This is a genomic window from Bacillus sp. R86525, from assembly GCF_042466195.1.
GTDB lineage: Bacteria > Bacillota > Bacilli > Bacillales > Bacillaceae_G > Bacillus_A > Bacillus_A nitratireducens.
The window spans coordinates 2,991,015-3,016,052 of the sequence record NZ_JAXHPX010000007.1 but is presented as its reverse complement, the minus strand read 5'-3'; the positions used below and the strand labels follow the sequence as shown (position 1 = coordinate 3,016,052).

General features: G+C 34.3%; 22 protein-coding genes and 3 pseudogenes. 19 read left to right on the top strand and 6 right to left on the bottom strand.

Features of this window, described 5'->3' with window-relative positions; all coding sequences use genetic code 11:
- The first annotated feature begins 47 nt into the window (after positions 1-47).
- Complete coding sequence (locus SJY24_RS18070; RefSeq protein ID WP_377865694.1) at positions 48-662, top strand: helix-turn-helix domain-containing protein; 615 nt, start codon at positions 48-50, stop codon at positions 660-662.
- A gap of 371 nt (positions 663-1,033) precedes the next feature.
- On the opposite strand, the pseudogene SJY24_RS18065 reads toward SJY24_RS18070, so the two are convergent.
- Positions 1,034-1,234, bottom strand: a pseudogene (locus SJY24_RS18065) (BclA C-terminal domain-containing protein); the annotation flags it as partial.
- A 136-nt stretch (positions 1,235-1,370) separates the two neighbouring features.
- Between SJY24_RS18065 and SJY24_RS18060 the strand changes: the two are divergent.
- Positions 1,371-2,264 (top strand): DUF4183 domain-containing protein, encoded by an 894-nt coding sequence (locus SJY24_RS18060; protein WP_377865693.1) that lies wholly within the window; start codon positions 1,371-1,373, stop codon positions 2,262-2,264.
- Between the two features lie 66 nt (positions 2,265-2,330).
- Here SJY24_RS18060 and SJY24_RS18055 read toward each other — a convergent pair whose 3' ends face one another.
- A complete protein-coding gene (locus SJY24_RS18055; RefSeq protein WP_097808884.1) occupies positions 2,331-2,621 on the bottom strand; it encodes a DUF4183 domain-containing protein in 291 nt (96 codons plus the stop codon).
- Positions 2,622-3,093: 472 nt separating this feature from the next.
- On the opposite strand from SJY24_RS18055, the gene SJY24_RS18050 reads away from it, so the two are divergent.
- Positions 3,094-4,320: an exosporium glycoprotein BclB-related protein gene (locus SJY24_RS18050; RefSeq protein WP_377865692.1), complete on the top strand. Its 1,227-nt coding sequence runs from the start codon at positions 3,094-3,096 to the stop codon at positions 4,318-4,320.
- 617 nt (positions 4,321-4,937) lie between these two features.
- On the opposite strand, the gene SJY24_RS18045 is transcribed toward SJY24_RS18050, so the two are convergent.
- Positions 4,938-5,570, bottom strand: coding sequence for a cupin domain-containing protein (locus tag SJY24_RS18045; protein WP_377865691.1), 633 nt, complete (start codon positions 5,568-5,570; stop codon positions 4,938-4,940).
- Positions 5,571-5,863: 293 nt separating this feature from the next.
- Positions 5,864-7,252: an HD domain-containing protein gene (locus SJY24_RS18040; RefSeq protein ID WP_377865690.1), complete on the bottom strand. Its 1,389-nt coding sequence runs from the start codon at positions 7,250-7,252 to the stop codon at positions 5,864-5,866.
- Between the two features lie 206 nt (positions 7,253-7,458).
- Between SJY24_RS18040 and SJY24_RS18035 the strand changes: the two genes are divergently transcribed.
- From SJY24_RS18035 to SJY24_RS18025, 3 genes are all read left to right on the top strand, one after another.
- Positions 7,459-7,770 carry a luciferase domain-containing protein gene (locus SJY24_RS18035; protein ID WP_377865689.1) on the top strand — a complete coding sequence of 104 codons (312 nt, stop codon included), beginning with the start codon at positions 7,459-7,461 and terminating at the stop codon, positions 7,768-7,770.
- 85 nt (positions 7,771-7,855) lie between these two features.
- Positions 7,856-9,142, top strand: coding sequence for a phytoene desaturase family protein (locus SJY24_RS18030; protein ID WP_377865688.1), 1,287 nt, complete (start codon positions 7,856-7,858; stop codon positions 9,140-9,142).
- Positions 9,120-9,989 carry a sigma-70 family RNA polymerase sigma factor gene (locus tag SJY24_RS18025; RefSeq protein WP_377865687.1) on the top strand — a complete coding sequence of 290 codons (870 nt, stop codon included), beginning with the start codon at positions 9,120-9,122 and terminating at the stop codon, positions 9,987-9,989. Before SJY24_RS18030 ends, SJY24_RS18025 begins: the two co-directional genes overlap by 23 nt.
- Before the next feature lie 34 nt (positions 9,990-10,023).
- On the opposite strand, the gene SJY24_RS18020 is transcribed toward SJY24_RS18025, so the two are convergent.
- Positions 10,024-10,182, bottom strand: a complete 159-nt coding sequence (locus SJY24_RS18020) for a hypothetical protein (RefSeq protein WP_001100983.1) — start codon at positions 10,180-10,182, stop codon at positions 10,024-10,026.
- Between the two features lie 305 nt (positions 10,183-10,487).
- Here SJY24_RS18020 and SJY24_RS18015 point away from each other — a divergent pair, with 305 nt between their 5' ends.
- The 3 genes from SJY24_RS18015 to SJY24_RS18005 all read left to right on the top strand — a co-directional run bounded on the left by SJY24_RS18015 (position 10,488) and on the right by SJY24_RS18005 (position 13,399).
- Positions 10,488-11,081, top strand: coding sequence for an O-methyltransferase (locus tag SJY24_RS18015; RefSeq protein ID WP_098764326.1), 594 nt, complete (start codon positions 10,488-10,490; stop codon positions 11,079-11,081).
- Positions 11,082-11,428: 347 nt separating this feature from the next.
- The gene (locus tag SJY24_RS18010) at positions 11,429-12,541 is read left to right on the top strand and encodes a toxic anion resistance protein (RefSeq protein ID WP_071745911.1); all 1,113 of its coding nucleotides are present in this window, start codon (positions 11,429-11,431) and stop codon (positions 12,539-12,541) included.
- Positions 12,542-12,565: 24 nt separating this feature from the next.
- The gene (locus tag SJY24_RS18005; protein WP_212091089.1) at positions 12,566-13,399 is read left to right on the top strand and encodes a DUF3974 domain-containing protein; all 834 of its coding nucleotides are present in this window, start codon (positions 12,566-12,568) and stop codon (positions 13,397-13,399) included.
- A gap of 56 nt (positions 13,400-13,455) precedes the next feature.
- On the opposite strand, the gene SJY24_RS18000 is transcribed toward SJY24_RS18005, so the two are convergent.
- Complete coding sequence (locus SJY24_RS18000; RefSeq protein ID WP_377865686.1) at positions 13,456-15,015, bottom strand: glycoside hydrolase family 10-like protein; 1,560 nt, start codon at positions 15,013-15,015, stop codon at positions 13,456-13,458.
- Positions 15,016-15,241: 226 nt separating this feature from the next.
- Between SJY24_RS18000 and SJY24_RS17995 the strand changes: the two genes are divergently transcribed.
- The 10 genes and pseudogenes from SJY24_RS17995 (at position 15,242) to SJY24_RS17950 (ending at position 24,846) form a co-directional block, all read left to right on the top strand.
- Positions 15,242-15,547, top strand: a complete 306-nt coding sequence (locus SJY24_RS17995; protein WP_377865685.1) for a PTS sugar transporter subunit IIB — start codon at positions 15,242-15,244, stop codon at positions 15,545-15,547.
- A gap of 11 nt (positions 15,548-15,558) precedes the next feature.
- Positions 15,559-16,842 (top strand): PTS sugar transporter subunit IIC, encoded by a 1,284-nt coding sequence (locus SJY24_RS17990; RefSeq protein WP_377865684.1) that lies wholly within the window; start codon positions 15,559-15,561, stop codon positions 16,840-16,842.
- Between the two features lie 78 nt (positions 16,843-16,920).
- Positions 16,921-17,186: pseudogene (locus SJY24_RS17985) on the top strand (hypothetical protein).
- Between the two features lie 22 nt (positions 17,187-17,208).
- Positions 17,209-18,360 carry an anhydro-N-acetylmuramic acid kinase AnmK gene (gene anmK / locus SJY24_RS17980; protein WP_377865683.1) on the top strand — a complete coding sequence of 384 codons (1,152 nt, stop codon included), beginning with the start codon at positions 17,209-17,211 and terminating at the stop codon, positions 18,358-18,360.
- An 18-nt stretch (positions 18,361-18,378) separates the two neighbouring features.
- On the top strand, positions 18,379-19,278 hold the full coding sequence (locus tag SJY24_RS17975; protein WP_377865682.1) for a BadF/BadG/BcrA/BcrD ATPase family protein: 900 nt from the start codon (positions 18,379-18,381) through the stop codon (positions 19,276-19,278).
- Between the two features lie 138 nt (positions 19,279-19,416).
- Positions 19,417-19,965 carry a glycerol-3-phosphate 1-O-acyltransferase PlsY gene (plsY, locus tag SJY24_RS17970; protein WP_377865681.1) on the top strand — a complete coding sequence of 183 codons (549 nt, stop codon included), beginning with the start codon at positions 19,417-19,419 and terminating at the stop codon, positions 19,963-19,965.
- A 69-nt stretch (positions 19,966-20,034) separates the two neighbouring features.
- On the top strand, positions 20,035-21,618 hold the full coding sequence (locus SJY24_RS17965) for an aminotransferase class V-fold PLP-dependent enzyme (RefSeq protein WP_377865680.1): 1,584 nt from the start codon (positions 20,035-20,037) through the stop codon (positions 21,616-21,618).
- Between the two features lie 106 nt (positions 21,619-21,724).
- Positions 21,725-22,726 carry a bifunctional threonine ammonia-lyase/L-serine ammonia-lyase TdcB gene (gene tdcB / locus SJY24_RS17960; RefSeq protein ID WP_377865679.1) on the top strand — a complete coding sequence of 334 codons (1,002 nt, stop codon included), beginning with the start codon at positions 21,725-21,727 and terminating at the stop codon, positions 22,724-22,726.
- 204 nt (positions 22,727-22,930) lie between these two features.
- Positions 22,931-23,401, top strand: coding sequence for a MarR family transcriptional regulator (locus SJY24_RS17955; protein WP_215556353.1), 471 nt, complete (start codon positions 22,931-22,933; stop codon positions 23,399-23,401).
- A gap of 208 nt (positions 23,402-23,609) precedes the next feature.
- A pseudogene (locus tag SJY24_RS17950) lies at positions 23,610-24,846 on the top strand (MFS transporter).
- Positions 24,847-25,038 lie beyond the last annotated feature (192 nt).

Genomic DNA, 25,038 nt, shown 5'->3' with positions numbered 1-25,038 from the left:
AAGTATTTTTTTGTATGTTATAATGACCGAAAAGAACAATATAACGTGTGCTTTTTATTATACATAACGGTCGTTATATTGTATATAGTGTGGGAGTGTTTTTTATGGAAGAAATTCAACTTATTTTGGCGAAAAATTTAAAAACAATTCGTGAGAAAGAAAAATTAAGTTTAGAAAAGGTTGCCCAATTAACAGGTGTAAGTAAAACGATGATTGGACAAATTGAAAGGGGAGAATCAAGTCCAACACTAACAACAATATGGAAAATTGCGAATGGTTTAAAAGTGTCTTTTACGTCTTTAATTAATAATCCACAGCCTGATACGAAAGTGGTTTTACGAAACGATGTTCAAGTATTATCAGAAGACAATGGGAGATATAAAGTGTATCCTTCTTTTCCTTTTCAAGATGATAGGAACTTTGAAATCTATACGGTTGAAATTGAAACGGAAGGAAAATTAAGTTCGGAAGGCCATAAAGAAGGGACCGAAGAATTTATAACGGTGTTTGAGGGAGAATTGACACTTGAAATAAATGATTGTCAATATACATTAAATAGCGGAGATTCAATTCGCTTTAAGGCGGATAGACCGCACTCTTATCATAATTCCGGACGAACGCTAACTCGGTTAAGTATGACCATTTATTATCCAGCTTCATAAACTTGTTATTTTATTTAGAATATAAAGAGATACGTTTTGATAAAACCATCTATAAAAGATGGTTTTATTTATTACAATTTACAAAAAAAAGACACTCATCTGAGTGTCAACACAGTATTGCTCTCGCGTATAGGATTGGAGAATATTTCTCAAATACGTATTGAGATGGTTCGTAAAGGAGAAACTTTCTTCTTATTTAATGTAACATCAGCATGGGCACAGTGTAAATTGATAATATATATACGGAAAATTTAGTAAAGATAGTTACTACTATGAATATAGTGCAATGTGTTTGTGTTGCATAATCACTGTCGTGATAGTTACTAGTTTAGTATCTAAAAATGTTTATTAAAAAAAGAATGAATCATTTTTTAATCGATTCGTATAATTGTTAGAAAGGTACCTGTTGAACCACCTTCAACTAAATTAAAGATGGATAATATGCAGAATAATTGAAGCGAAATTGTATTACCAGCAAATAAATTGGTAATTAAATTATTATTATAATTTGAAGTTGATATTGCGGGAGTAAAAATAGATCTAGGAAGTGGAGTGGAAGAGTTTAAAAGTAGTAGTTATAGCAAAGGTAAAAGTTTAATATATGTAAAAATCATTTGAGAATGAAAAAAAGATTAGTTATGGAATTCTTTTAAAAGGATAGAGTTATTATATAAATTAGTAGACAAAAATGTGGAATGAGGTATTAAATTGAAGCGAGATGATAAATTATCAATAAATAAAGCTATTATACAACCTGGAAATATTGGACCTACTTTTCCAGTTCTTCCCCCAATTTATATTCCAACGGGACCAACAGGTATAACGGGATCAACAGGTTTAACAGGGCCGACCGGTGCAACGGGACCAACCGGTCTAACAGGACCAACCGGTACAACGGGATCAACAGGTCTAACGGGACCAACAGGTTTAACAGGGCCGACCGGTGCAACGGGACCAACAGGTTTAACAGGGCCGACCGGTGCAACGGGACCAACCGGTCTAACAGGACCAACCGGTACAACAGGATCAACAGGATCAACAGGATTAACAGGTCTAACAGGACCAACCGGTCTAACAGGACCAACCGGTACAACAGGATCAACAGGATTAACAGGTCTAACAGGACCAACCGGTACAACAGGATTAACCGGTCTAACAGGACCAACCGGTCTAACAGGACCAACCGGTACAACGGGATCAACAGGATTAACCGGTCTAACAGGACCAACCGGTACAACGGGATCAACAGGTTTAACGGGACTAACAGGTTTAACAGGGCCGACCGGTACAACGGGACCAACAGGCCTAACAGGACCAACCGGAGAACCTGGGGCTATTGGCCCCATAACAACAACCAATTTATTATATTATACTTTTTCAGATGGAGAGAAACTTATATATACAGACGCAGATGGGATAGCTCAATATGGGACAACGAATATATTATCACCTAGTGAGGTTTCATATATAAATTTGTTTATTAATGGAATTCTGCAACCACAACCATTTTATGAAGTTAGTACTGGTAAACTAACTTTATTGGATAATCAACCACCTTCGCAAGGGTCATCAATTATATTACAATTTATTATTATTAATTAAAAAAGAACAGATTCTTAATGGAAAAAGGAATCTGTCTTTTTTTGTTCTAAATTACATTAGTTAAAATTAAGTGACGATAAATTCAATTGTTATTGGGATTCCACCGTCTAATGCATCTCCGCCAGGAATTGTAATAGCACCAGTAGGACCTGTGGTGACGCTGGAGTTCACGCTAGGTTGAATTATGCCGTTTACATAGAGGTTGTAATACGTAAAAGTCGGAAAGGCAGTGGCAGTAGTACCGGCATCGTTTAAACAAGCTGTTGCAGCAATCGCAAAAGCTGCACCTGTTCCTGTTCCAGCTCCTAGTGTAGATGTAAATCTTCTAGAAGCCATAAATGGTTGAATGATTGGCAATTAAATTTCACTCCTTTAATTATCTTTTTTGAACGAAGTATAGAATAACTTGTCCACTATATTGTATGAAAGTTTTTTATAATAGAAACGGCTTCATGATTATAGAAGGAATATAATATTAGTAAAGGTATCATTGTTAATTATTTGAAAGAATGATGTTGTTACTTGTGGAATATATGCTAATGATTTATTTATGTTTTAATTTTTAAATGAAAATGTGCTTTTGGACCTAATAGATAAACGTGGAAAAATAAAATAAACTCTTAAGTTTAGGTGTTTAATCTAAGCAGTCAATTATTAAAAACATATAATTAATATGTGAGTCATGAACATAATTAAATATCGTTTTAAAGTTTAATTATAATCCATGTTTCCTATTTTAAGTGAATATATAACATAACTCTCTTTGTACACTTTTATGGTTCTTATAATAGGAAAACACTCAACTATAAGACAAGTAAGGAGGAAATAAATGTCACATAACAATTGTTTTGGTCATAATAACTGCAATCCGATAGTTTTCACTCCAGAATGTTGTAATAATCCACAAACAGTTCCAATTACTAGCACTCAATTAGGACAATTAATCACTTTACTAAATTCTTTAATTTCGGCTATTGCAGCATTTTTTGCAAATCCAAGTGATGCAAACAGATTAAATTTACTCAATTTGTTTACTCAACTATTAAATTTACTAAATGGATTAGCACCATCTCCAGAGGGTAATTATTTAAAACAACTAATTCAAAGTATTATCAATGTACTACAATCCCCTAATCCAAACTTAAGCGAATTACTTTCTTTATTACAACAATTCTACAGTGCCCTTGCACCATTCTTCTTCTCTCTAATTATTGATCCTGCGAGTTTACAACTTCTATTAAACTTATTAACACAACTAATTGGTGCTACTCCAGGAGGCGGAGCAACAGGTCCAACAGGTCCAACAGGAGCGACAGGATCAGGAGGAGCAGGAGCAACAGGAGCAACAGGAGCAACAGGAGCAACAGGTCCAACAGGAGACACAGGCCCGGCAGGAACAGGAACAACGGGAGCAACAGGAGCAACAGGAGCAACGGGAGCAACAGGAGCAACAGGAGCAACGGGAGCAACAGGAGCAACAGGAGCAACGGGAGCAACAGGAGCAACAGGAGCAACAGGAGCAACAGGAGCGACAGGTCCAACTGGTGCAACAGGAGCAACAGGAGGCGGAGCTATTATTCCGTATGCTTCAGGTACAACGCCAGCTGCGTTAGTTAACGCATTAGTAGCTAATACAGGAACTCTCCTTGGATTTGGTTTTAGTCAGCCTGGCGTAGCATTAACAGGTGGAACTGATATCACACTAGCGTTAGGGGTAGGTGATTATGCATTTGTAGCACCACGTGCAGGAACTATTACGTCATTAGCAGGTTTCTTTAGTGCAACAGCTGCATTAGCGGTATTAACACCGGTACAAATTCAGATGCAAATATTAACTGCACCTGCAGGAAGTAATACGTTTACAGTTCAGGGAGCACCTCTATTATTAACACCAACATTTACTACAATAGCAATTTTGGACACAGCATCAGGGATCGTAGCTGAAAGTATTCCAGTAGTTGCTGGGGATCAAATACTATTATATGTTTCATTAACAGCTGCTAGTCCAATAGCTGCAGTTGCTGGATTTGTAAGTGCAGGTATTAATATCGTCTAACTTGTTACAATGTTTGTTTGAAATTTAAACAGGCATTTGTAGATAGCCCCTCCTAATTTTATTAGGAGGGGCTATCTTTTATGGAAAGATAGGTGATGAATCAATTGAGAAATTACTGTTTGATAAGTTGGTATATAAGAAAAATAAAAATTTATGCTTTGCACTTTATTGTTTATGGAATAAGTTATATGGTTTGAAAAATTACATATAAACAAAAAAGATGAATTCTATTAAAAACAGAATTCATCCATTAAATAAACTATATACTAGGGCGTAAATTATTTATCATGAGCGGTGAAATGTCATTGCTCAAATTAGTAATAAACTATTTATTTTTATTACAGTTACATCCTTTTTTCTTTACATAGCCTTGCTCGGCTAAATCTCTTTGTGACTGGGAATCGGAAGATTGAGAGTTCGAAGATTGAGAGGATGCTGACGAGCTACTATTTTTATTATTAGAGTAGTTTTTTCGATAGTTATAATTACTCATAGTACTATCACCTCCAATTAAATATATAAATATTATATGTATGTACTCTATTAATTGTTACGATAAAAAATCTCCTCGATATTTTCCGAGGAGATAAATGATGGTTCTATTAAAATGATACTAATTAATACCCCCAGTAAAAAGGGAAGTAATAAGAATCTTGGTAATATAGATTTTGTTGTTGAGTAGGGGGCTGAGTTGACTGATTTATCATGTCGCGGTTTTGATTACAGTTCGCCGGGGGACCAATTACCGTAGTGGATTGAATTGGGGATACTGCTTGTTTCCATTGTTGTTCATTGAGGCAATAAGTATGAGCCATCATATTAGCGGGAGTTAATCTTAAAATATCAGAACCAAAAATAACTTCTGGGGTTGGGGCGTCGAATATAGCTAATAAATGAGTATTATCTGCTGAAGCAATTTCATAATGCCACCACGCTTGTGGAATGTTGGCAACTTGCCCTGGTTTTATCGGTAAGTTTAATATTTGATTCGTAAATGGATTAAGTAAAGAAACAACAGCAGATCCTGAAATACAGTAAACGAGTTCAGCTGCATTTTGATGAATATGTGGTTCTACAACGTTGCCTGTACTTAAATAAATATCTAATAAAGAAGTATTTTCTAAAGTGTTTAATTGTTTTATGCCAAGTACATTAATATAATTTTGGGCATCTTTCTTAAAAAAATTACTTTTACTTAAATCATGAGTGAAGTTCGTTGAAGGAGAGGTGTAGTCAATAGTAGAAGTCAATCGTATTACCTGCCTTTCTATAGGTAAGTATGGATACAACTTTAGGATATGTGCCTAGTGTTAGTTAGGTGAATTTGTCTGTATCATAATAAATTCACCTGTTTTATAAAGAATATTGGCTGTGCTTCTTATTTCCCGTAATGTAAATACGGATAAAAATTAGAGCGAACTAATGAAAGTCGGAATTATTGATGTTAGGTTAGGAGTAAAAATATTAAAATTTATTTCGTATATTTTAATGGTTACGTTATATGAAAAGACCAATGCCTTATAGAAAGGAATTGGCCTTTTATTTAAGATAGTTTTTGATGAATCATTAATTGTGCTTTAGCAGTATTGGCGTAATTTAGCCACTCTAATTCCAAGTTTTGTTTTAAATCGAAATGGATTTCGATGACGTCAAAATGAGATACCTTTGTTTTAAGTGGAACAGGCACCCCATTTACTTTTGCTTTTTTCATGTTATGTACAATTTTTGGAAATGCAGAGAAAGAGAAATCAATAATTGTAGCACCATCTGGTAAATAAATAGGTTGTAAATCTGTAGTATAAACCGTAATGGTATTTTCGAATAGTTCATACGATACTAAATTGTGGAAGGTGATTGGATCTGTAGTTAATAAATTGTTATTCACAATTGTATCATTCATTATTTTATAAGATATTGCTTGAACATCTACAGTTCTACTATTCAATAAATAAAAAATACCATTATCTTTTAATGTTTTTGCTGATTGCGTTTGGATGATAATTGTTTGTTCGATATCATTCATATTTATTTTAGTTTTTAAATTGTTATTAAAATGGCTATTTTCAAGAGCGATATTATCTTCGAAATAGTTTATAGTTGGTTTGTATAATTGATGAATCATTCCAAGAATTTTATAGCAATCTAGCACACTTGCAGTGGTGATACATATTCGTGAAACACTTGATACGTTTTGAGATTCTTGTAGTTGTGAGTAAGCAGAGTAAATAGCGCTGAGTTCATAACTTATTTCAAATGAAAGGGTAGTATCATAAAAAGAAAGTATGCCTTTTCTTAAATTCGTTATATTGTTTTGAATGCGTGGCGCATATTCCGTTAGAAGATTATGTATTTTTTTATATCTTTCCTTATGTAGATATTGAAAAGAAAGGTTTTCTAATTCATTCTGGATTGAATATAAACCGAATCGCTCTGCAAGCGGTGCAAAGAGTGTTAGTGTTTCATTTGCATAAGCTACTTGTTTTGCAGGCTTTTTAACACTCAATGTTTTTATGTTATGAAGGCGGTCTATAACTTTTATAATGCCTACACGTATATCTGTTTGAGAGGCTAGTAATAACTTTTTAAAATTAATTGCTTCGTATAATGCTTTCTTTTGACCACATTGTTTTTTAACTTTTGTTAATCCATCTACAATATATTGAACGTTCGCACCAAAATATAACTTAACTTCTTCTAGAGAATGCTCTGTATCTTCTACAACATCGTGTAATAACGCAGCAATTAATGTTGTGACGTCAGCTTTATAATTTAGTAATATTTCTGTAACCGCGAAAGGATGAATGATGTATGGTTCTCCAGTTTGACGGTATTGTCCATCGTGTGCTTGCTCTGCAAACTTTATAGCTTTTTTAAATAGTGTTAATTCCTCAGATTGAAGATAATTCGCCTTTCGTAATAATACCTTGCACATATATATCCATCCTTTAAAATTATTTTTAATAATAATTCTATATAATATGATAAAGACCTTTTGAAATTGTAATTATTGTTTAAAAAAATAAAGTATATTGAGATTAAACTATATTCGTATTCGCATTCATACTTTGGATTGATGGAAAAAAGTAATGAACGTGTTAATTTAAAATTACATCAATCAATAATAAGGAGTGAATGTTCATGTCATTTAGTGAAATGATTAGAAATGAAGTGCTCAGCTGGGCGGGTGTTTCTGAAAAACCGCATCGATTTGGTGGTATTGAAATAAATTATGGTAAGAAAGAACTTGGTCATCTTCATGGTGAAAAGGTAGTTGATTTACCATTTCAGAAGGTAAAGCGAGATGAATTAGTGAATGAAGGGTTAGTGAAACCACATCACGTATTACCTGAATCAGGATGGATAAGTTATTATATAAAGAGTGAAGAGGATATTCCATTCGCAATTGAGTTATTTCGTATGCAATATGACCGAATACAAAAAAAGAAATAAAGTAGATAAATAAAAATTTATTTTTATGTCACATCCCTCCTAATTCGTTCGTCTTGTATGTAGAACGATAAGGGGGGATTTTATTATGAATACATTTGATGTAGCAATTGTTGGCGGTGGGCTTGCTGGGTTAACAGCATCTATATATTTAGCGAAAGCTGGAAGGAAAGTTATTGTATTGGAAAAATCCAGTCGCTTCGGTGGTCGAGGGATGACTGTAAATAAAAATGGCATTTGTATGAATCTTGGTGCACATGCTTTATATAGAGGTGGAGCAGCATTTTTAACCTTTAATGAGCTTGATTTGAATCTTCCAGGTGGAATGCCATCTACAAAAGCGCATGGAATATGGAAAGGCGATGTATTTACTATTCCAACAGATTTTCGCTCTATTTTAGCAACTCCACTACTTTCATGGTCTGCAAAAGTACAATTTTCTCGTCTTATGATTCATTTAGGGAAATTAGATGTAGGAGAAGTTCCGAAAATGAGTCTAACTACATGGGCAGAAAAAGAAATAAAAGATCCAATGGTTCGAAATATATTTTATGCGTTATGCCGAACAACAACATATACGTTTGCTCCTACAATACAATTAGCATCATCTGTACTAAAGCAAATACAGCTTTCAATAAAAGAAGGAGTATTTTATGTAGATGGTGGTTGGGAGACGATAATAACAAAATTAAGAGATATAGCGAATAATGTTGGGGTGCAATTTCAGGCTAGTAAGCATGTATTGGAAGTAGAAAATTGTGAAGGTATACAAAAAATTCGTTGTTCGGATGATGAAGTATTTAAAGTTAATGCAGTTGTCGTGACGATTCCACCGAAAGAAGCTTGTAAAATAATAAAAGGTGCAGAAGGAACAAGTTTGTATAGATGGAGTGAACAATCGGTACCGGTTACCGTTGCTGCATTAGATATTGGTTTAAGACGCTTAACCAATCCTACACATCAATTTGCATTAGGGCTAGATCAACCTATATTTTTCACGAATCAATCAAGAGCAGCCAAATTAAGTGAAGATGGAGCACTTGTAGTGAGTTTAATTAAGTACCATAATCCTATGCTAGAGATAAATCATTTTCATGATGATCAAGAACAGTTAGAAAATACGATGGAGTTGCTACATCCTAATTGGAAAAGAGAAGTTGTTGCAAAGCAATATTTACCGAAAATAACGGTAGTACATGATTTTCCTCATATTGACCGTGTTGAAAAACCGGGCCCTAATATACCTGAAATGCCAGGTGTTTACGTTGCAGGAGATTGGGCTGGGCATGATGAAATATTAGCTGATGCAGCGTTACACATTTTAAAGCAATTAGAAAGTGAGGAAGTTCATCATGGAAACGGAGCAATTATATGAAGCGTATCAACCATTATTATTTTCATTAGCATATAGAATACTTGGGAGTGTTATGGACGCTGAAGATATCGTTCATGACGTATTTATTGCGGTAAATAATATAGAGGATGTTCAATCTATAGAAAATATGAAAGCATATTTGTGTAAAATGGCGACAAATCGTTCAATTGATACATTACGTTCGACAGCGCATAAACGTAATGTATATGTAGGGATGTGGTTACCAGAGCCATTTGTGGAAGAGTCTGATGAGCCAGCAGAGTCATTTGTAATGAAAGAATCAATTTCTACGGCATATTTATTACTTTTACAACAATTGTCTGAGGTAGAAAGGGTTGTTTTCATATTAAGAGAGGTGTTCAGTTATGACTACGAGGAAATAGCTTCAATTGTTGATAAGAGTAGTGTGAATTGCCGGAAGATCTTTCAACGCGCACGAAAAAGTATTTTAGATAAGCCGAAGCAATCAACATTAAGTACGAAGAAAATGGTTGCCTATGTGGAAAAGTTTGTATCATCATTACAGTGTGGGGATACGCAAGGCATGCTAGAAGTATTAAAAACAGATGCGATATTTAAAGCAGATGGTGGTGGTAAAGTTACAACTGCTATTAATCCGATTTATTCTGCAGATAAAATTATACGTTTGTTCTTTGGAATTGCAAAACGATTGCCAGAAAAGTATAGTGTTGATTTCAAAATAGTAAATGGTGCACCAGGCGTTATAGTTACAATAAATAATAAAGTGACGTATGTACTTTCATTCGTATTTGAGGATGAGAAAATTTCAAACATTTATATGATGGTTAATCCTGAAAAACTTATGCACTTAAATGTAATAGTATAAAAAAGACGCATTTCTTTAGAAGTGCGTCTTTTTTTTATTTTTCTAACATTTCAAGAGGTACATCTTTTTCGCCGGCTACCTCAAATTTAATTTCCCCGTCTTCTTCATAAATACGTGAAATAATCGGTATAGTAATCATTAATTTTTTATGCTGTTTTCGCTTTCTAGCGGCATCTAAGCTAATCACGTTCATTGTAAGCATCCTTTCTTCTAGAAATATATAAACAAAAGAAAATGCGTCCGGAAAGGGCGCTTAATTGAATTTGAAATACCGATTCATTTAAATGGGGTTTATATTATTTAATAACTGCAATTTAATTAAAAATAGTATGAATGGAATAATTGCACGTAGAAATTAACTTTACCAAAAAACGAAACAATATGCTATAAAAAAATTTAAAACTTTGTCATATAACGAGAAAAAGGGTTTCGTTTCGCATATAATGAAAAGTAGACGGGCAACAAGAGCTTTTTCATCATATTGCTTTTTGAAAGGCGATGAAAAGGATGGATACTGTAGATTCATTATTATCTCAACTTGAACAATATGGAGAAGAGCATGATCGAAATAAAAAAACGCGGGAAGAAAAATTACGGAACATTTCTCGTGAGATGGGGCAATTTTTATCAATTTTAGTAAAAGGGTGTAATGTAAAAAATATTTTAGAAATTGGAACTTCTAATGGTTATTCTACATTGTGGTTAGCTAATGCGGTAGAAGAAACAAATGGAAATGTAACAACTGTAGAGCTTTCTTCAGAACGGGTTGGAGAGGCAATTGTAAATTTTGAAAAGGCAAACCTTGTACAAAGAATTGATGTCCATAATCAAGAAGCTGGGGCGTTTTTAGATTCGCAATTAGATCATTCATTTGATTTTATTTTCCTAGATTCAGAACGTACACAATACATGTGGTGGTGGGAACATATAAAACGTATTTTAGAGCCAAAAGGTTTGCTTGTTATTGATAATGCAACTTCACATACAGAAGAATTAGCGGAGTTTATAAAGATGATTGAAGAAGATGATACGTATGAAACGGCGTTATTAGCTTTTCAAAAGGGAGCATTCGTTGCTCGAAAAAATAAGTAGAAGCGAGCATGACATAATTATCACATTGAAAGATAACAAATGTCAAAAGATTGAGTACTGTATGATTTGAAGGAGATTGACCAATCGGATTTCAAATTAGAATGAAGAGGTAATAAATAATGGGATTCGTAAAGAATCCGCCTTCAGCATGTTCCTCTCTAGGTCTTAAGTCTGAGGAAAATAATGAAGAGAACAGGTATACTTATACTATGAAACAGGGAATGACTGCATAAGCAGGTATTTCTTGAAAAATCGATTTCAAGCAAGCAAAATGTGTATGAAATACGATATATTAGATGAAATATAGTGCATATAAATTCGCACATATAAATAAAGGAGCGATTTTGTTGACTGAACTCGAGAAAAAAGAACCTGTATCGATTGTGAAAGATAATAATGTAGAAGTAGTAGTGGATACAGTAATAAAAGATGCAGAACTTGAAGAATTAAATAAAGAAGCTGATCTGTATGTACAAAAGTTAAATAGCGAGCAAAATACAGATTTATCAAAAGTATTGTCGCAGCTTGGAGACTTAGGAGATAAAGAGCAGCAAGCAGCAGGACAAACGTTATCAGCATTAAAACGTCCTGTAACAGCGATGATGAATGGAAAGAACGAAGAAATTCCAAATACATTGTTAGAATTACGCAAAGTGGTATCAGAGCTTGATCCGAATTCATTAAAAGCAAGTGGTATGAAGAAAATTATGTTTAAAGTATTCAAGAAAAATCCACTTGAAACATACGTGCATAAATATCAATCTATAGATAAGCAAATTGAGGAGATTATAAGATCCCTTCTAATTGGTCGTGACAACTTACAAGAAGATACAGTTGGTCTTGAAATGCTTAAAGAACAATCGCACGATAAAATTCACGCTCTTGATAAACAAGTATACTTAGGAAGAAAACTTGCAGGCATGCTTGAAGCCGAGAAACAAAACCCAGAACGTCAAAGGGATATTCCGTTAATAAATGATGCATTAGAAAAGATACTTGTACGTACACGTAATATGCAGCAAGCAAAAAGTGTATTATTACAATCTATCGCATCTGTAGACATCATTAAGAAAAATAATGAAAAGCTATCAGAGGCAATTCGTAATGCAATTACGATGACGCAAAACGTTGTAACGGTTTCCGCTGCAATACAGCTTGCATTAACAAATCAACGTAAAACAATTGATGCTGTTAATGCAACAAATGAAGCGATTGAATCAATGGTATTAAGCAATTCACAGGCATTAAAACAAAATACAGAAGAAACAACAAAACTCCTTGAAAATCCTGCAATTAGCATGGATAAATTACGTGAATCATTCCAAAATGTATTTGCCGCTATTGAAGCATCTGAGAAATCGTCAGAACGTATTATTGAGTCTAGTAAGAAATTTGTAATTGAACTAGATACATTTAATGATGAGATGAAGCAGAAACTCATTCAGCGTCCAAGGAAATAACAGACTTTTAGAGGAGGTGAAAAAATGAGTTTCATTCAAGGAGTATTATTACTACTAGGGTCATTACTTTTAATCGCATTTACTGTCGTTGTTTTAGTTGTATACTTCGGACGTAAACTTTATTTTTCATGGACGAAACCATATAAGAGAGCACAAGATTCCATTGAGAAATTATCAAACAAATCGACACCGTTTTTACAAGAGTTTACGCAACATCCACTCTTTTATCGCTGGATTCGTACGGAAGGAAAGAAAGAACAACATACATTGAATACTCTTTTCTGTACATCAGGTCAACGTACGAGAGAACAAGTATTTTCAATGTTGCCGAAAGAAAAACAGAAAAAAGTGCATGTAATGGCAAAAACAACGAAAAAGCTTACAAATGAAGATATCGATGTTGCCGCGATGAAAGTGAAAGATTTCTTAAGACAAGAAACGCAGCAAACTGTAAAACCGTCAGACTTATCGTTTTATAAATTGTATTTCTATGATCGATATCCAGATGCATTGAATACAATTCAAGCGTATAAACGCTCGATAAATCCTTCATTACAAAGAACGGTTGATGATATTACAATTTCAGTATTAAATGCATTGCCGTACTATCAAGAGCAGCGTATGTTTGAACAACAACATAAACTCGAAACGTTCTTAATGAAAGATTTAACTGCGATGTTATCTTTAGTGGTGCAATTACCTCCGTCACAACGACCAGAAAAAGAAGAAGAATTAAAAGTCTACTTGCAAAATTTCCAAAAAGAAATGGAAGTAGTAGAGCGTGATATTCGCGACTCCATTGATCATGATTTGAATGTGAAGATGAGAGCAGCGACTGAGAAATTTAAGAATAAATAAAAAAAGTGCCTTAAAGCTATAGTTCTTAGCTTTTAAGGCGCTTTTTTTATTAGATGTTATTTTGCTTTAACTGTAGTTTTACTAGATGCAACACTTTCATTATGCAATCGATCAACTGCAGTTACTACATACGTATACGTTTCTCCAGAAATAGCTGTTTTATCTACATAAATTTCTCCAAGTTTTGTTTTTCTTATAGTAGTAAGTAAATGTTTCGGATTTTGTATATCAACTTCATTTTTTCCATTCACACGGTAAATGGCGTAATAAGCAGAGTCATTCTCTCTATCATCAATGATACCTACAGCAATACCTTCATCTCTTGGAATGGCACCTTTTAAAGTAGGTTGTTTTGGTGGGTCATGATCAAGCCAAGGCATAGGCGGGATTAATGCAGGATGTTTATATATGTCTTTTGAGAGTTTATCTTTCACACCAAGTGGATTGTTATTAATATCTTTTAAGCTAAAATGCATACTTCCTTTTATTTCAGGATATTGACGATTTAATGCGATTTGTTTTGGATATTCTTCAGGATCAGACCAAGCAGGAACAGAGTTGTTATTAATTTTATAGGCCGCCTGACCGATGTATAGGTGAATGGGTTTATTATTGGTTTCTTTTACCCACCAATCTACTAATATATCATATGCAGCAGGCGTGAAACCAATATTCCAATATATTTGTGGTGTAATGTAGTCTATATATCCTTTTTGTATCCACTCACGTGTATCAGCGTAAAGGTCATCATAGTTTCTTTGGCCTGCAGTTGTGTTAGAACCAGTTGGATCATCAGCTATATTTCGCCACACGCCGAACGGACTTATGCCAAACTTTACGTATGATTTTTCTTGTTTTATAGCAGTATTTAGACCTTTGACAAGTTCATTTACATTGTCGCGTCGCCAATCTTCTATATTTGTAAATCTACCGTTATTATATGTTTCGTACGTTTTTTGATCGGGAATTTCTTCACCTGATACTTTATAAGGATAGAAATAATCATCCATATGCAAAGCGTCAATATCGTAATTTTGCACGATTTCTAAAGCACCTTCTGTTATAAACCTTTTCACTTCTGGAATACCAGGGTTGTAATATAACTTTCCGCCATAGGGTACAACCCAATCCGGATGCTGTCTTGCAGGATGATTATCTGATAATCGATTTATATCAGTGTGATTCATCGTTATTCGGTATGGATTAATCCATGCGTGGAACTCTATATTTCTTTTATGTGTTGCTTCAATCATAAATGCGAGCGGGTCGTATCCAGGGTCTTTTCCTTGTGTACCTGTAATGTATTCAGACCAAGGACCGTAATTGGAAGGGTAAAAAGCATCAGCGGTTGGTTTTATTTGTACAACAACTGCATTCATACCGGTGTTTTTTACATCGTCTAATAATCTAATAAATTCTTGTTTCTGCTTTTCGATGGGTAAGCCAGTTTTTGAGGGCCAATCAATATTAAGAACAGATGCGATCCATACAGCACGTAATTCATGTTTTTTGTACGTAGTATTTACTTCAGCGTAAGTAGAGTGAGGAGAAATGAGGCAGAAAGGAATGAACAAGATGACGATGCAAAATATCATTAATAAACGTTTAACGATCATTTATACGCCTCCCTATCATATGATTATTTAAAATAATATCTGAAGCGAGGTTGGCCTTGCAATAGAGAAAATTGCATATTGAAACATTAATTTAATAGGAAAAATATTTTTAGTGAAATTTAATTTCAGTATAACTAAATCGTTTCATTTCTTCATATGCTTGTTAATAAAGTGAAACTTTCTTTCATTTGAAGGAAACAATTTATAAGTATAGGAGGATTCAATAATGAAAGTTTTATTTGTTTGTTCTGGAGGAATGTCCAGCGCAATTGTTGTAAACGCTTTAAAAAAGGAAGCGGAGAAAAAAGGCATGAACATAGAAGTGCATGCGATTGGAACAAGTGAGGTGGAAGAAGAAGTAAAGAATGGTTGGGATGTTGTAATGGTTGCACCTCAAGTAAGACATCGATTTGACTCTGTAAAAAAATTTGCAGAAGAAGAATCTATTCCGTGCGGTATCATTCCGCCACAAGCATACACGCCGCTTGGCGGACCGACTTTATTAAAAACTGTAAATGATTTAATTAGTTAGGGGGAAGAGCTATGAATAAGTTTGTCACGTTTCTTGATAAAAACTTATCTGGACCGATGGCAAGGCTTTCTGAACAGAGGCATTTACAAGCAATCCGTGATGGAGTTATTTCAGCATTACCATTTATCATCGTAGGAAGTTTCTTTTTAATCGTAGCATTTCCGCCATTACCGAAAGATAGTTTCATATCCGTTTGGGCATTAAAGAATCAAACAAGTATTTTAATACCATATCGTTTAACAATGTTTATTATGTCTTTATATATAGCATTTGGTATAGGATACAATTTAGCGAAAAGTTATAAGTTAGATGCTTTATCAGGGGCGCAGTTAGCAGTATGCTCACTACTTTTAACATTGACGCCTGAATTAATCGATAAAAAAGGATTTATGCTTCCGATGACAAATCTCGGGGGGCATGGATTATTCGTAACGATGATCGTATCTATTTTATCAGTAGAGATTTTAAGGTTTTGTAAGACGAAAAATGTAATGATTAAAATGCCAGAACAAGTACCGCCGTCTGTTTCACGTTCGTTTGAAGCACTTATACCTGCTGCATTCGTTATTATTTTAATGAGTTTAGTAACTGTCGTTTTTAGTATTGATTTACATCATGTAGTTGATAAATTAGCGGCACCGTTAGTAAAAGCTGGTGATAGTTACTTCGGTGTAATCATTCCAGTATTTTTAATTACATTTTTTTGGTCATTCGGAATCCATGGTGTGTCGGTTGTTGGAACTGTTGCCAGGCCATTATGGGAAGTATATTTAGGGAAAAATGGTGAAGCAGTTGCTAGTGGAGCAAATCAGTTGCCATTCATTTCACCAGAACCATTATACCAATGGTTTATATGGATTGGTGGTTCTGGTGCGACGTTAGGACTTGTATTAGCTATGATTGTATTTGGTCGATCAAAATATTCGAAGGCATTATCAAGAACTTGTATTGTGCCTGGTATCTTTAATATTAATGAACCTGTTATTTTTGGATTGCCAATTGTACTAAACCCAATTTTAATTATCCCATTTATCATTACACCACTAGTAACAGCAACTATTGCATACTCAGCAACTGCGATGGGGTTTGTTACACCAACACATATAATGCCTCCATGGACATTACCAGCTCCAATTGGTGCATATTTAGCAACAGGTGGGGATTGGCGAGCGATTGTACTCGTATTTATAAACATAACAATCTCATTTCTTATTTACCTACCATTCTTTAAAATGTACGACAAAAATATGCTTGAAATTGAAAAGAATGGTGACGGGGAATCTGTTAGTTCTTAAGCTTTATACGGTTATTTTGAGTGATAGACTTTTTGTCTATTACTTCTTTCATATTAAACTGAGAGAAGGTGTAAAGGAATGAATATAAAATTTAGTTATAAAGGTGTATTTATATTATTGTTTGGAGTAATATGTGCAAATTTACTCTTAGTACCTTTATTAAGAATGTTAAATCTATCACAAATGCATAGTATATGGCTCGTTACAAGCTTTGCGGCAAGTATTTTGCTACGGTAGTTGTTTCTTTCATTGATGGATCGTTTGCATCGAAAGCACAGTTGTTTTTTAGATTTTTATTATTTTCGGTTGGTTGTACGTTTTTAACTTACATAATTGTTTTTTAGTAAATAGGAGGTCATGCGCGTTATGTATATTGTAGGGATAATGTCCGGTACATCGTTAGATGGAATAGATGTAGCACTCGTTCATATAGAAGGGAGTGGTGTAGAGTCTAAGGTCGAACTTATACATTTTACTACTGTTCCATTTAGTAATGATATGAAAAATGAGATAAAACAATCGTTATCAATAGAAAATTCAAATGTCCAACTGATATGCAGTTTAAATTTTAAGCTCGGTTTATGTTTTGCCAACGCTGTAATGGAAGTTTGTAAAAAGGCCAATTTTCCTTTGAAACAATTAGATTTAATAGGTTCTCACGGACAAACGATTTATCATCAGCCAAAGCAAGAAGGCAATATAATTTCTTCGACATTGCAAATTGGAGAACCAGCAGTTATAGCATATGAAACGAACACTACGGTTATCTCTAATTTTCGAACGATGGATATGGCAGCAGGGGGACAAGGTGCACCACTTGTGCCATATTCAGAGTTCATTTTGTATCGTCATCAAACTAAAAATAGATTACTACAAAATATTGGCGGGATCGGTAATGTTACAGTAATACCAAGTCATTTAAGTGATAAGAGCGTTATTGCTTTTGATATTGGCCCAGGAAATATGGTAATCGATGATGTATGTCAAAGATTATTTCAGTTGCCATATGATCAAAATGGTAGGATTGCAAAACAAGGAGTAGTTGTAGATGAAATTTTGACATATTGTATGAACCATCCATTTTTGAAAATGAATCCACCGAAATCAACTGGTAGAGAACAGTTTGGAGAAGAATTTGTAAGTGAATTATTGAAGCGGTTTGAAAAGCATGGTAAAGAAAATCTTTTGACGACTGTCACGATGTTTACAGCAAGTTCAATTGTTCATCATTATAAGGAGTTTATTCTGCCGTATTATGAAATCGATGAAGTAATTTTAGGTGGTGGGGGTAGTTATAATCGTACACTTGTTGAAATGATACGAAATGGATTGAAGGAAGAAAAATGCGCGATATTCATTCAAGAAGATATAGGCTATTCTTCAGAGGCGAAAGAAGCAATCGCCTTTGCGATTTTAGCAAACGAAACGCATCATCGTAATCCGAGTAATGTGCCAAGCGCAACAGGTGCAAAGCAATCTGTAGTTTTAGGGAATATAACATTCCCTCCAATAAGATGATGAAAATGAGGCGAACATATGAAGTATATGATTGGAGTAGATGGTGGGGGCACGAAGACAGAAGCAATTGCATTTGATCAAGACGGAAACGAAGTTGTAAGAGGTACGAGTGGGTTTGGAAATATATTAATAGATTATGAAAAAGCAGTTTCGCATATTATGGAGGCGATCGATCAATGCAAGAAAGCTTTAATAGATGGGCACTGCGTTTGTATTTGTTTAGGGTTAGCGGGTATAAGTGGAGCGAATACAAATGAATTAACATTACGATTAATAAAGAAATATGAAACGCAAATTGAAGTTTTTAATGACGCAATGATTGCACATGCAGCTGCTTTAAAAGGGCAGGATGGAATTTTAACGATTGGCGGTACAGGTGCAATTTGTATAGGAAAGAAAGGAGAAGTGTACGAGTATAGCGGTGGATGGGGACATATTTTAGGTGATGAGGGAAGCGGTTATTGGATTGCCTTGCAAGCCTTAAAGAGAATGGCATTGCAATTTGATCAAGGAATAAGACTTTGTCCATTAAGCTTAAACATTCAAAATGAGTTTAAACTTTTGACGCCATCACACATAAAAGGTCTAGTATATACCTCCTCAAAAGATAAGGTTGCAGCAATCGCGCCATTAATTATTCGGGAGGCGAGAAATGGGAATGACGATGCATATGAAATTATGCAGCAAGCTGGTAAGGAATTGGCGGGAATTACAGTAAATAATTATAATAAGATGCAGTTTGATGTATTAACTTCAATTGCAGTTAGTGGTAGTATATTGTGTTCAGTACCTGAAATATATGCTGAATTTAAGAAATGCTGTGAGAAAAGTATGGGAGAGGTTACATTTATAACACTATCAGAAGTTGTAGCGAAAGGAACATATTATTTAATGAAGGATATATATTTTAATGTGTAAATAACTAAATGCGACTTTTGGTATGATTTGTAAAAATATGATGTTAAAATGTATAAAGGAATGTAGAACAAGAAAAGTACAATATACATAGTAATTGAATATTGTATAAGTATTCCTATGTAGAAGGTGAATAATTACATGATTAATAGTATGCAATTGTTGTATGTAGTGGCTTCTTATTTATTTGGAAACATATTGACCGCTTATATAGTAACGAAATGGAGACATAACGTTGATATTCGGGATGAAGGAAGCGGTAATCCTGGTGCAAGAAATATGGGGCGCGTATATGGAAAAGGGTATTTCATCGCTACATTTTTAGGTGATGCAATCAAAGGGGCAATCGTAGTTTCTATTGCAAAATACCTTTTTTGGGATTCTACATTTGTAATGGTAGCTTTAATGGCTGTTTTACTTGGACATATTTATCCAATTGTATTTAAAGGCAAGGGCGGAAAAGGCATATCAACATTTATCGGAGGATTAATCGCATTTGATTATTTGATAGCGCTTACTCTTGTTGCTGTTTTCATTATATTTTATTTAATCTTTAAAGGATTTACTAAGCCAGGGTTAATTACAATCGCTTGTTTACCAGTTTGCATGATTTTATATTCTTACTCAATTGTTACGACTATTTTAAGTGCTCTTATCATTGTACTTATTTTATATGTAAATCGAGAATGAAACGAACTTTTAATAAGTGGAGTAAATCTCCACTTATAATTTTTATTAAATACATAAAGGAGATACAACATGGGGTTAATATATAAAGTTGCTGATCAAGCTTGGGAATTTGAATGTATACATAAATTGAATTATAAAACATTTGTAGAAGAAATTCCGCAACACGAAGAAACGAAAGAGCGTGTTCGTATTGATCGTTTTCATGATGAAAATACATATTTGATTTGTTTAGATGACGATAAGTTAGTAGGTATGGTTGCATTGCGAGGAAAACGACCATTCTCATTAGATAATAAAATTTCAAATCTAGATTTTTATTTGCAAGAACATGGAGAACATGTATATGAAATTCGTTTGCTTTCAGTAGAACGTGAATACCGAAATGGAAGAGCATTATTAGGTTTAATTCGCTTTTTACATCGTTATTTGCTTCTAAGTGGATATGAATTAGCACTCATTTCTGCTACAACACGTGAACTACCTTTATACGAACAAATGGGATTCAAGTCTTTCCATACGTTAATTGGAACAGAAGAAGCAGCCTTCCAGCCAATGTATGTTACCCCTGCTATGTTTGAAGCGTCAAGTGTAGGAGGGATAATGACGAAAGAATTTACGTTTTTACCAGGTCCAGTGGATATTGAAGAGAATGTTCGAAAGGCATTTTCTACTAAGCCTATTTCGCATCGTTCTAAGTCATTTCAAGTGACAATGGAAAATGTGAAAAAACGTTTACTGCAAATGACAAAAGCAAAACGTGTGCAAATCATGTTAGGAACAGGGACGTTAGCGAATGATGCCATTGCTTTACAGTTGAATTCTTTAAAAGGGAAAGGACTAGTTTTAACAAATGGGGAATTTGGAAATAGGTTAGTGGGACATGCAACACGTGCGCAATTACATTATGATACGTATAAAAAAGAAATGGCAGAGCCGTTTCTTTATACAGAATTAGAAAAAATAATGGAAACTGGCAATTATGAATGGCTTTGGTTTGTTCACCATGAAACATCAACCGGAATGTTAAATGATTTAGACGAACTAAATGTTTTATGTGAAAAGTATAAAGTGAAACTATGTGTAGATTGTATTAGCTCAATTGGAGCAATACCGATAGATTTGAAAGATGTATATTTTGCAAGCGGTGTTAGCGGAAAGGCAATTAAATCGTTTACTGGATTATCTTTCGTTTTTTATAATCATAATGTGAAAGTAAACGAGACATTACCGGCCTATATGGACGTTGGTATGTATGAAGAAAATGAAAGTATTCCATATTCTCATTCATGGAATTTAATTTATGCACTGCAAGAAGCCTTAAAAAGATTTGATGATGAAATGGCATTTGAAAAAATAAACGAGACGTATGCATATATTGAACAAGCTATTACTAATATGGGTTTAAATCTTGTTTCACCTAAAGAACATGCCGCATCAGTTATACTTACCATTCAATTAAGCGAAGGTCTTTCTTCTAAAGCGGTAGGTGATATGTTAGCGCTACAAGGATATATCGTCCATTATGAATCAGCGTATTTACAAAAGAATAACTGGATCCAAATTGCATGCCTGAATCATTACAAAGAACGTGATATGAAGAGGATGTTGAATTGTTTGCATATATGTACAGTAAATAATAGCGTACATATATGAGGAATGATTTTTTTACAGGGTTGGTCGCGTATAAAGGAGTTATTGCCTACGAAAACTTAGGAATGAGACAAATAGTAAATCATAAATCATGAGAAGGGGTATTAGTATGATAACTAAAAAACTACCATTACATATAGCAGACATTAAAAAAGCTCAAAACATTTTAGACAGAAATGCTCGTAAAACGCCACTAGTAAAATCATTTTATTTGACTAGTAAAACAGGCGGAGAAATTCACTTGAAATTAGAAAATATGCAATTAACGGGTTCTTTTAAATTCCGTGGTGCATTTAATAAAATGTCACAGTTGACAGATCAGGAAAAAGAGAGAGGAGTAATTGCTTGTTCCGCTGGTAATCATGCGCAAGGAGTCGCTTTATCTGCTCATTTACTTGGTATTAAGAGTAAAATTGTGATGCCGATTTCTGCCCCTCAGGCAAAAGTTGAAGCAACTAGAGGATATGGATCAGAAGTGATTCTATATGGTGAAACTTTTGATGATGCGAAGGCAAAATGTGAGGAGATTATTAGGGAAACAGGCGAAACATACTTACATCCATATGATGATGTAGAGGTAATGGCTGGTCAAGGTACAATTGGTTTGGACATTCTTGATGATATGTGGGATGTAGATACTGTCATTGTACCAATTGGCGGAGGTGGCATTATTTCTGGTATTGCTGTTGCATTAAAATCTTTTAATCCATCCATTAATATAATTGGTGTACAAGCAGAAAATGTTCATGGGATGAAGGCATCTTATGACAAAGGCACGATTGTAGAACATTACGAGGCACCTACTATAGCAGATGGTTGCGCAGTTAAAATACCAGGGAATTTAACGTTTGAGGTTGTAAACGAATTAGTAGATGATATTGTAACAGTGTCAGAAGGTGAATTAGAAGTAGCGATGAAAGACTTATTACAGCGTGGAAAAGCTGTTGTAGAAGGGGCAGGTGCATTAGCTACTGCTGCTCTACTTGCAGGGAAAGTGGATACATATATTAAAGGGAAAAAAGTGGTAGCGGTTATATCTGGTGGGAACGTAGACTTGCAACGTATATCAAGTGTTTGTGAGCAATTTTTTGTAGCTAATGAAGTGAAATAGTATTTAAATAACATAAATTTTATGAAAGCAGAGCTAAGAAAACTAATCTTAGCTCTTACTTTTTGTCTACTGTATAGTAAATTATTATATGTAATCGTCTATATTCAAAGATAACTCAAATAATTATATCAATATTGTCGAAACAGAAACAGAAATTTAATATAATGGTTTTAATGTATGAATGAGCGGTTAGGAGGATAGGCCATGAATAAGGAAGAACAGGTCATGAACGGTTTCAGGGAATTATATAATAAGATGGTTTGGCTAAATAAGGATAAGATGGAAGCAGGTCTGAAGGGTTTTAAGTCTTCTGAAGTACATTGTATTGAATATATTGAAAACAATACAGATTCTAACGTGACACAACTTGCAGAGGCTTTTTATGTGACTCGCGGTGCAATAAGTAGAATGACTAAGAAGCTCATAAAAAAAGGCCTTATCGAAAGTTACCAGAAATCAGAGAATAAAAAAGAAATCTATTTTAGGCTTACTGAACAAGGGAAAGAAATATATAAAATTCACGAAGAGTTGCACAATGAGTTTCAAGAGCGGGATAAAGCTGTATTTGAGCAAGTAACCGAGGCAGAATTCGACAGTATAATTAACTTCGTGGAAAAGTATAGTAGGCATTTGGATGCAGAAATAAAGAAACAAGGTATACATATTAAGTCATAATAAAGTTGAAGCATTCGGGCTTTTACGGGTAGTTAATCCCGAAAACTAACTTATTTTCCGGTTCATGCGGGATACATTTAAATAATAAAAAGGTAGCCTTACTATGAACAGGCTACCTTTTCATTATTGTATTTTTGTTGACTAATCAACAAAACAGAGTTAATATTTTGTTGACTAAGCAACAAAATATTTTAAGGAGAGAAGTTAAATGTCTATTTTTAGATCACAAAATGAAAGCGAAACTGAAAAAAACATAGATAAACATGCTTTAATATTCGGCCTTATTTCTGTATTTCTTTGTGGAATAGGTTTCAGTATCATTATGCCTGTAGTGCCATTCTTAGTGCAGCCTTATATAAGTAGTCCGGAAGAACAGGCTCTAGTTGTTACGCTACTGACCTCTGTTTATGCGGTTTGTGTGTTTTTTGCTGCTCCTGCACTCGGGGCTTTGAGCGATAAATATGGCCGTCGTCCATTACTTTTAATATGTCTTTTCGGTTGTGCAATCGGGTACTTAGTTTTTGGTATAGGAGGGGCTTTATGGGTACTATTTGCTGGACGCATAATAGAAGGAATAACAGGAGGGAGTATAGGTACAATTTTTGCATATTTTGCAGACATAATTCCTCCAGAACAGAGAACGAAGTACTTTGGATGGGTGAGTGCAGTGGTAGGTGTAGGAACCATTATTGGACCAACTCTTGGGGGATTACTTGCCAAGTTTGGTCATTCTGTACCTTTATATTTTGGAGCGTTCATAACTTTATTAAATGTTTTATATGGGATGAAATATATGCCCGAGAGTCTTGCCAAAAATAATAGGTTGAAAGAGATTACTTTTGTAAGGTTAAATCCTTTTGCACAGCTTGCAAACATACTTTCCATGAAAAACTTAAAATGGTTACTTGTCTCAGCGTTTTTACTTTGGATACCTAACGGATCTTTACAAGCAATTTTCACACAATTTACGATGGATACTTTTAGCTGGAAGCCTGCACTAATCGGACTTATGTTTTCAATTATGGGCTTTCAAGACATCATTTCACAAGCTTTTATAATGCCAAAGCTTTTGATCAAGCTTAGTGATAAACAAATAGCAATACTTGGGATGGTTTCGGAGATTATTGGCTACAGTTTTATTGCAGCATCTGCTTTGTTTTCCCTATATCCTCTTCTTATCATTGGAATGTTAATGTTTGGCTTTGGTGATTCAATTTTCGGGCCTTTCATTCAATGGGATGCTCTCAAAGTCTGTCGATTCTAGTGAACAAGGAAGGATTCAAGGTGGAAGTCAATCTATTCAAGCTTTAGCAAGAATGATTGGTCCTATCATTGGAGGGCAAATCTATGTAACACTTGGTCATGCTGCACCTGCTTTTATGGGGATGATTCTTATAGTAGTTGCAATAGCAGTTTTGTATAGGGGTACGCATGCAACTTTATAAATTATCAGCACTATTATGGTCTTTCTTTATATAAGAATTTCTCTATTAGAATCTTTCCTGAATGAATTGTATAACAGATAAATATAAGAACAAATAATAGGGTGTCAGAACTTAGGAACAAGTACTGACACCCTATTTGTTTACGGTTTGAGAGCTAAGAGAAATTAAGAGTTTATTCTGTAATGCTCTCAT

Coding starts and splice junctions, on each gene's coding strand:
- SJY24_RS18050 (WP_377865692.1), top strand. CDS start 3,094: ATGTCACATAACAATTGTTTTGGTCATAATAACTGCAATCCGATAGTT.
- SJY24_RS18040 (WP_377865690.1), bottom strand. CDS start 7,252: ATGTGCAAGGTATTATTACGAAAGGCGAATTATCTTCAATCTGAGGAA.
- SJY24_RS18035 (WP_377865689.1), top strand. CDS start 7,459: ATGTCATTTAGTGAAATGATTAGAAATGAAGTGCTCAGCTGGGCGGGT.
- SJY24_RS18030 (WP_377865688.1), top strand. CDS start 7,856: ATGAATACATTTGATGTAGCAATTGTTGGCGGTGGGCTTGCTGGGTTA.
- SJY24_RS18025 (WP_377865687.1), top strand. CDS start 9,120: ATGGAAACGGAGCAATTATATGAAGCGTATCAACCATTATTATTTTCA.
- SJY24_RS18020 (WP_001100983.1), bottom strand. CDS start 10,182: ATGAACGTGATTAGCTTAGATGCCGCTAGAAAGCGAAAACAGCATAAA.
- SJY24_RS18015 (WP_098764326.1), top strand. CDS start 10,488: ATGAAAAGGATGGATACTGTAGATTCATTATTATCTCAACTTGAACAA.
- SJY24_RS18005 (WP_212091089.1), top strand. CDS start 12,566: ATGAGTTTCATTCAAGGAGTATTATTACTACTAGGGTCATTACTTTTA.
- SJY24_RS18000 (WP_377865686.1), bottom strand. CDS start 15,015: ATGATCGTTAAACGTTTATTAATGATATTTTGCATCGTCATCTTGTTC.
- SJY24_RS17995 (WP_377865685.1), top strand. CDS start 15,242: ATGAAAGTTTTATTTGTTTGTTCTGGAGGAATGTCCAGCGCAATTGTT.
- SJY24_RS17990 (WP_377865684.1), top strand. CDS start 15,559: ATGAATAAGTTTGTCACGTTTCTTGATAAAAACTTATCTGGACCGATG.
- anmK (WP_377865683.1), top strand. CDS start 17,209: ATGTATATTGTAGGGATAATGTCCGGTACATCGTTAGATGGAATAGAT.
- SJY24_RS17975 (WP_377865682.1), top strand. CDS start 18,379: ATGAAGTATATGATTGGAGTAGATGGTGGGGGCACGAAGACAGAAGCA.
- plsY (WP_377865681.1), top strand. CDS start 19,417: ATGATTAATAGTATGCAATTGTTGTATGTAGTGGCTTCTTATTTATTT.
- SJY24_RS17965 (WP_377865680.1), top strand. CDS start 20,035: ATGGGGTTAATATATAAAGTTGCTGATCAAGCTTGGGAATTTGAATGT.
- tdcB (WP_377865679.1), top strand. CDS start 21,725: ATGATAACTAAAAAACTACCATTACATATAGCAGACATTAAAAAAGCT.
- SJY24_RS17955 (WP_215556353.1), top strand. CDS start 22,931: ATGAATAAGGAAGAACAGGTCATGAACGGTTTCAGGGAATTATATAAT.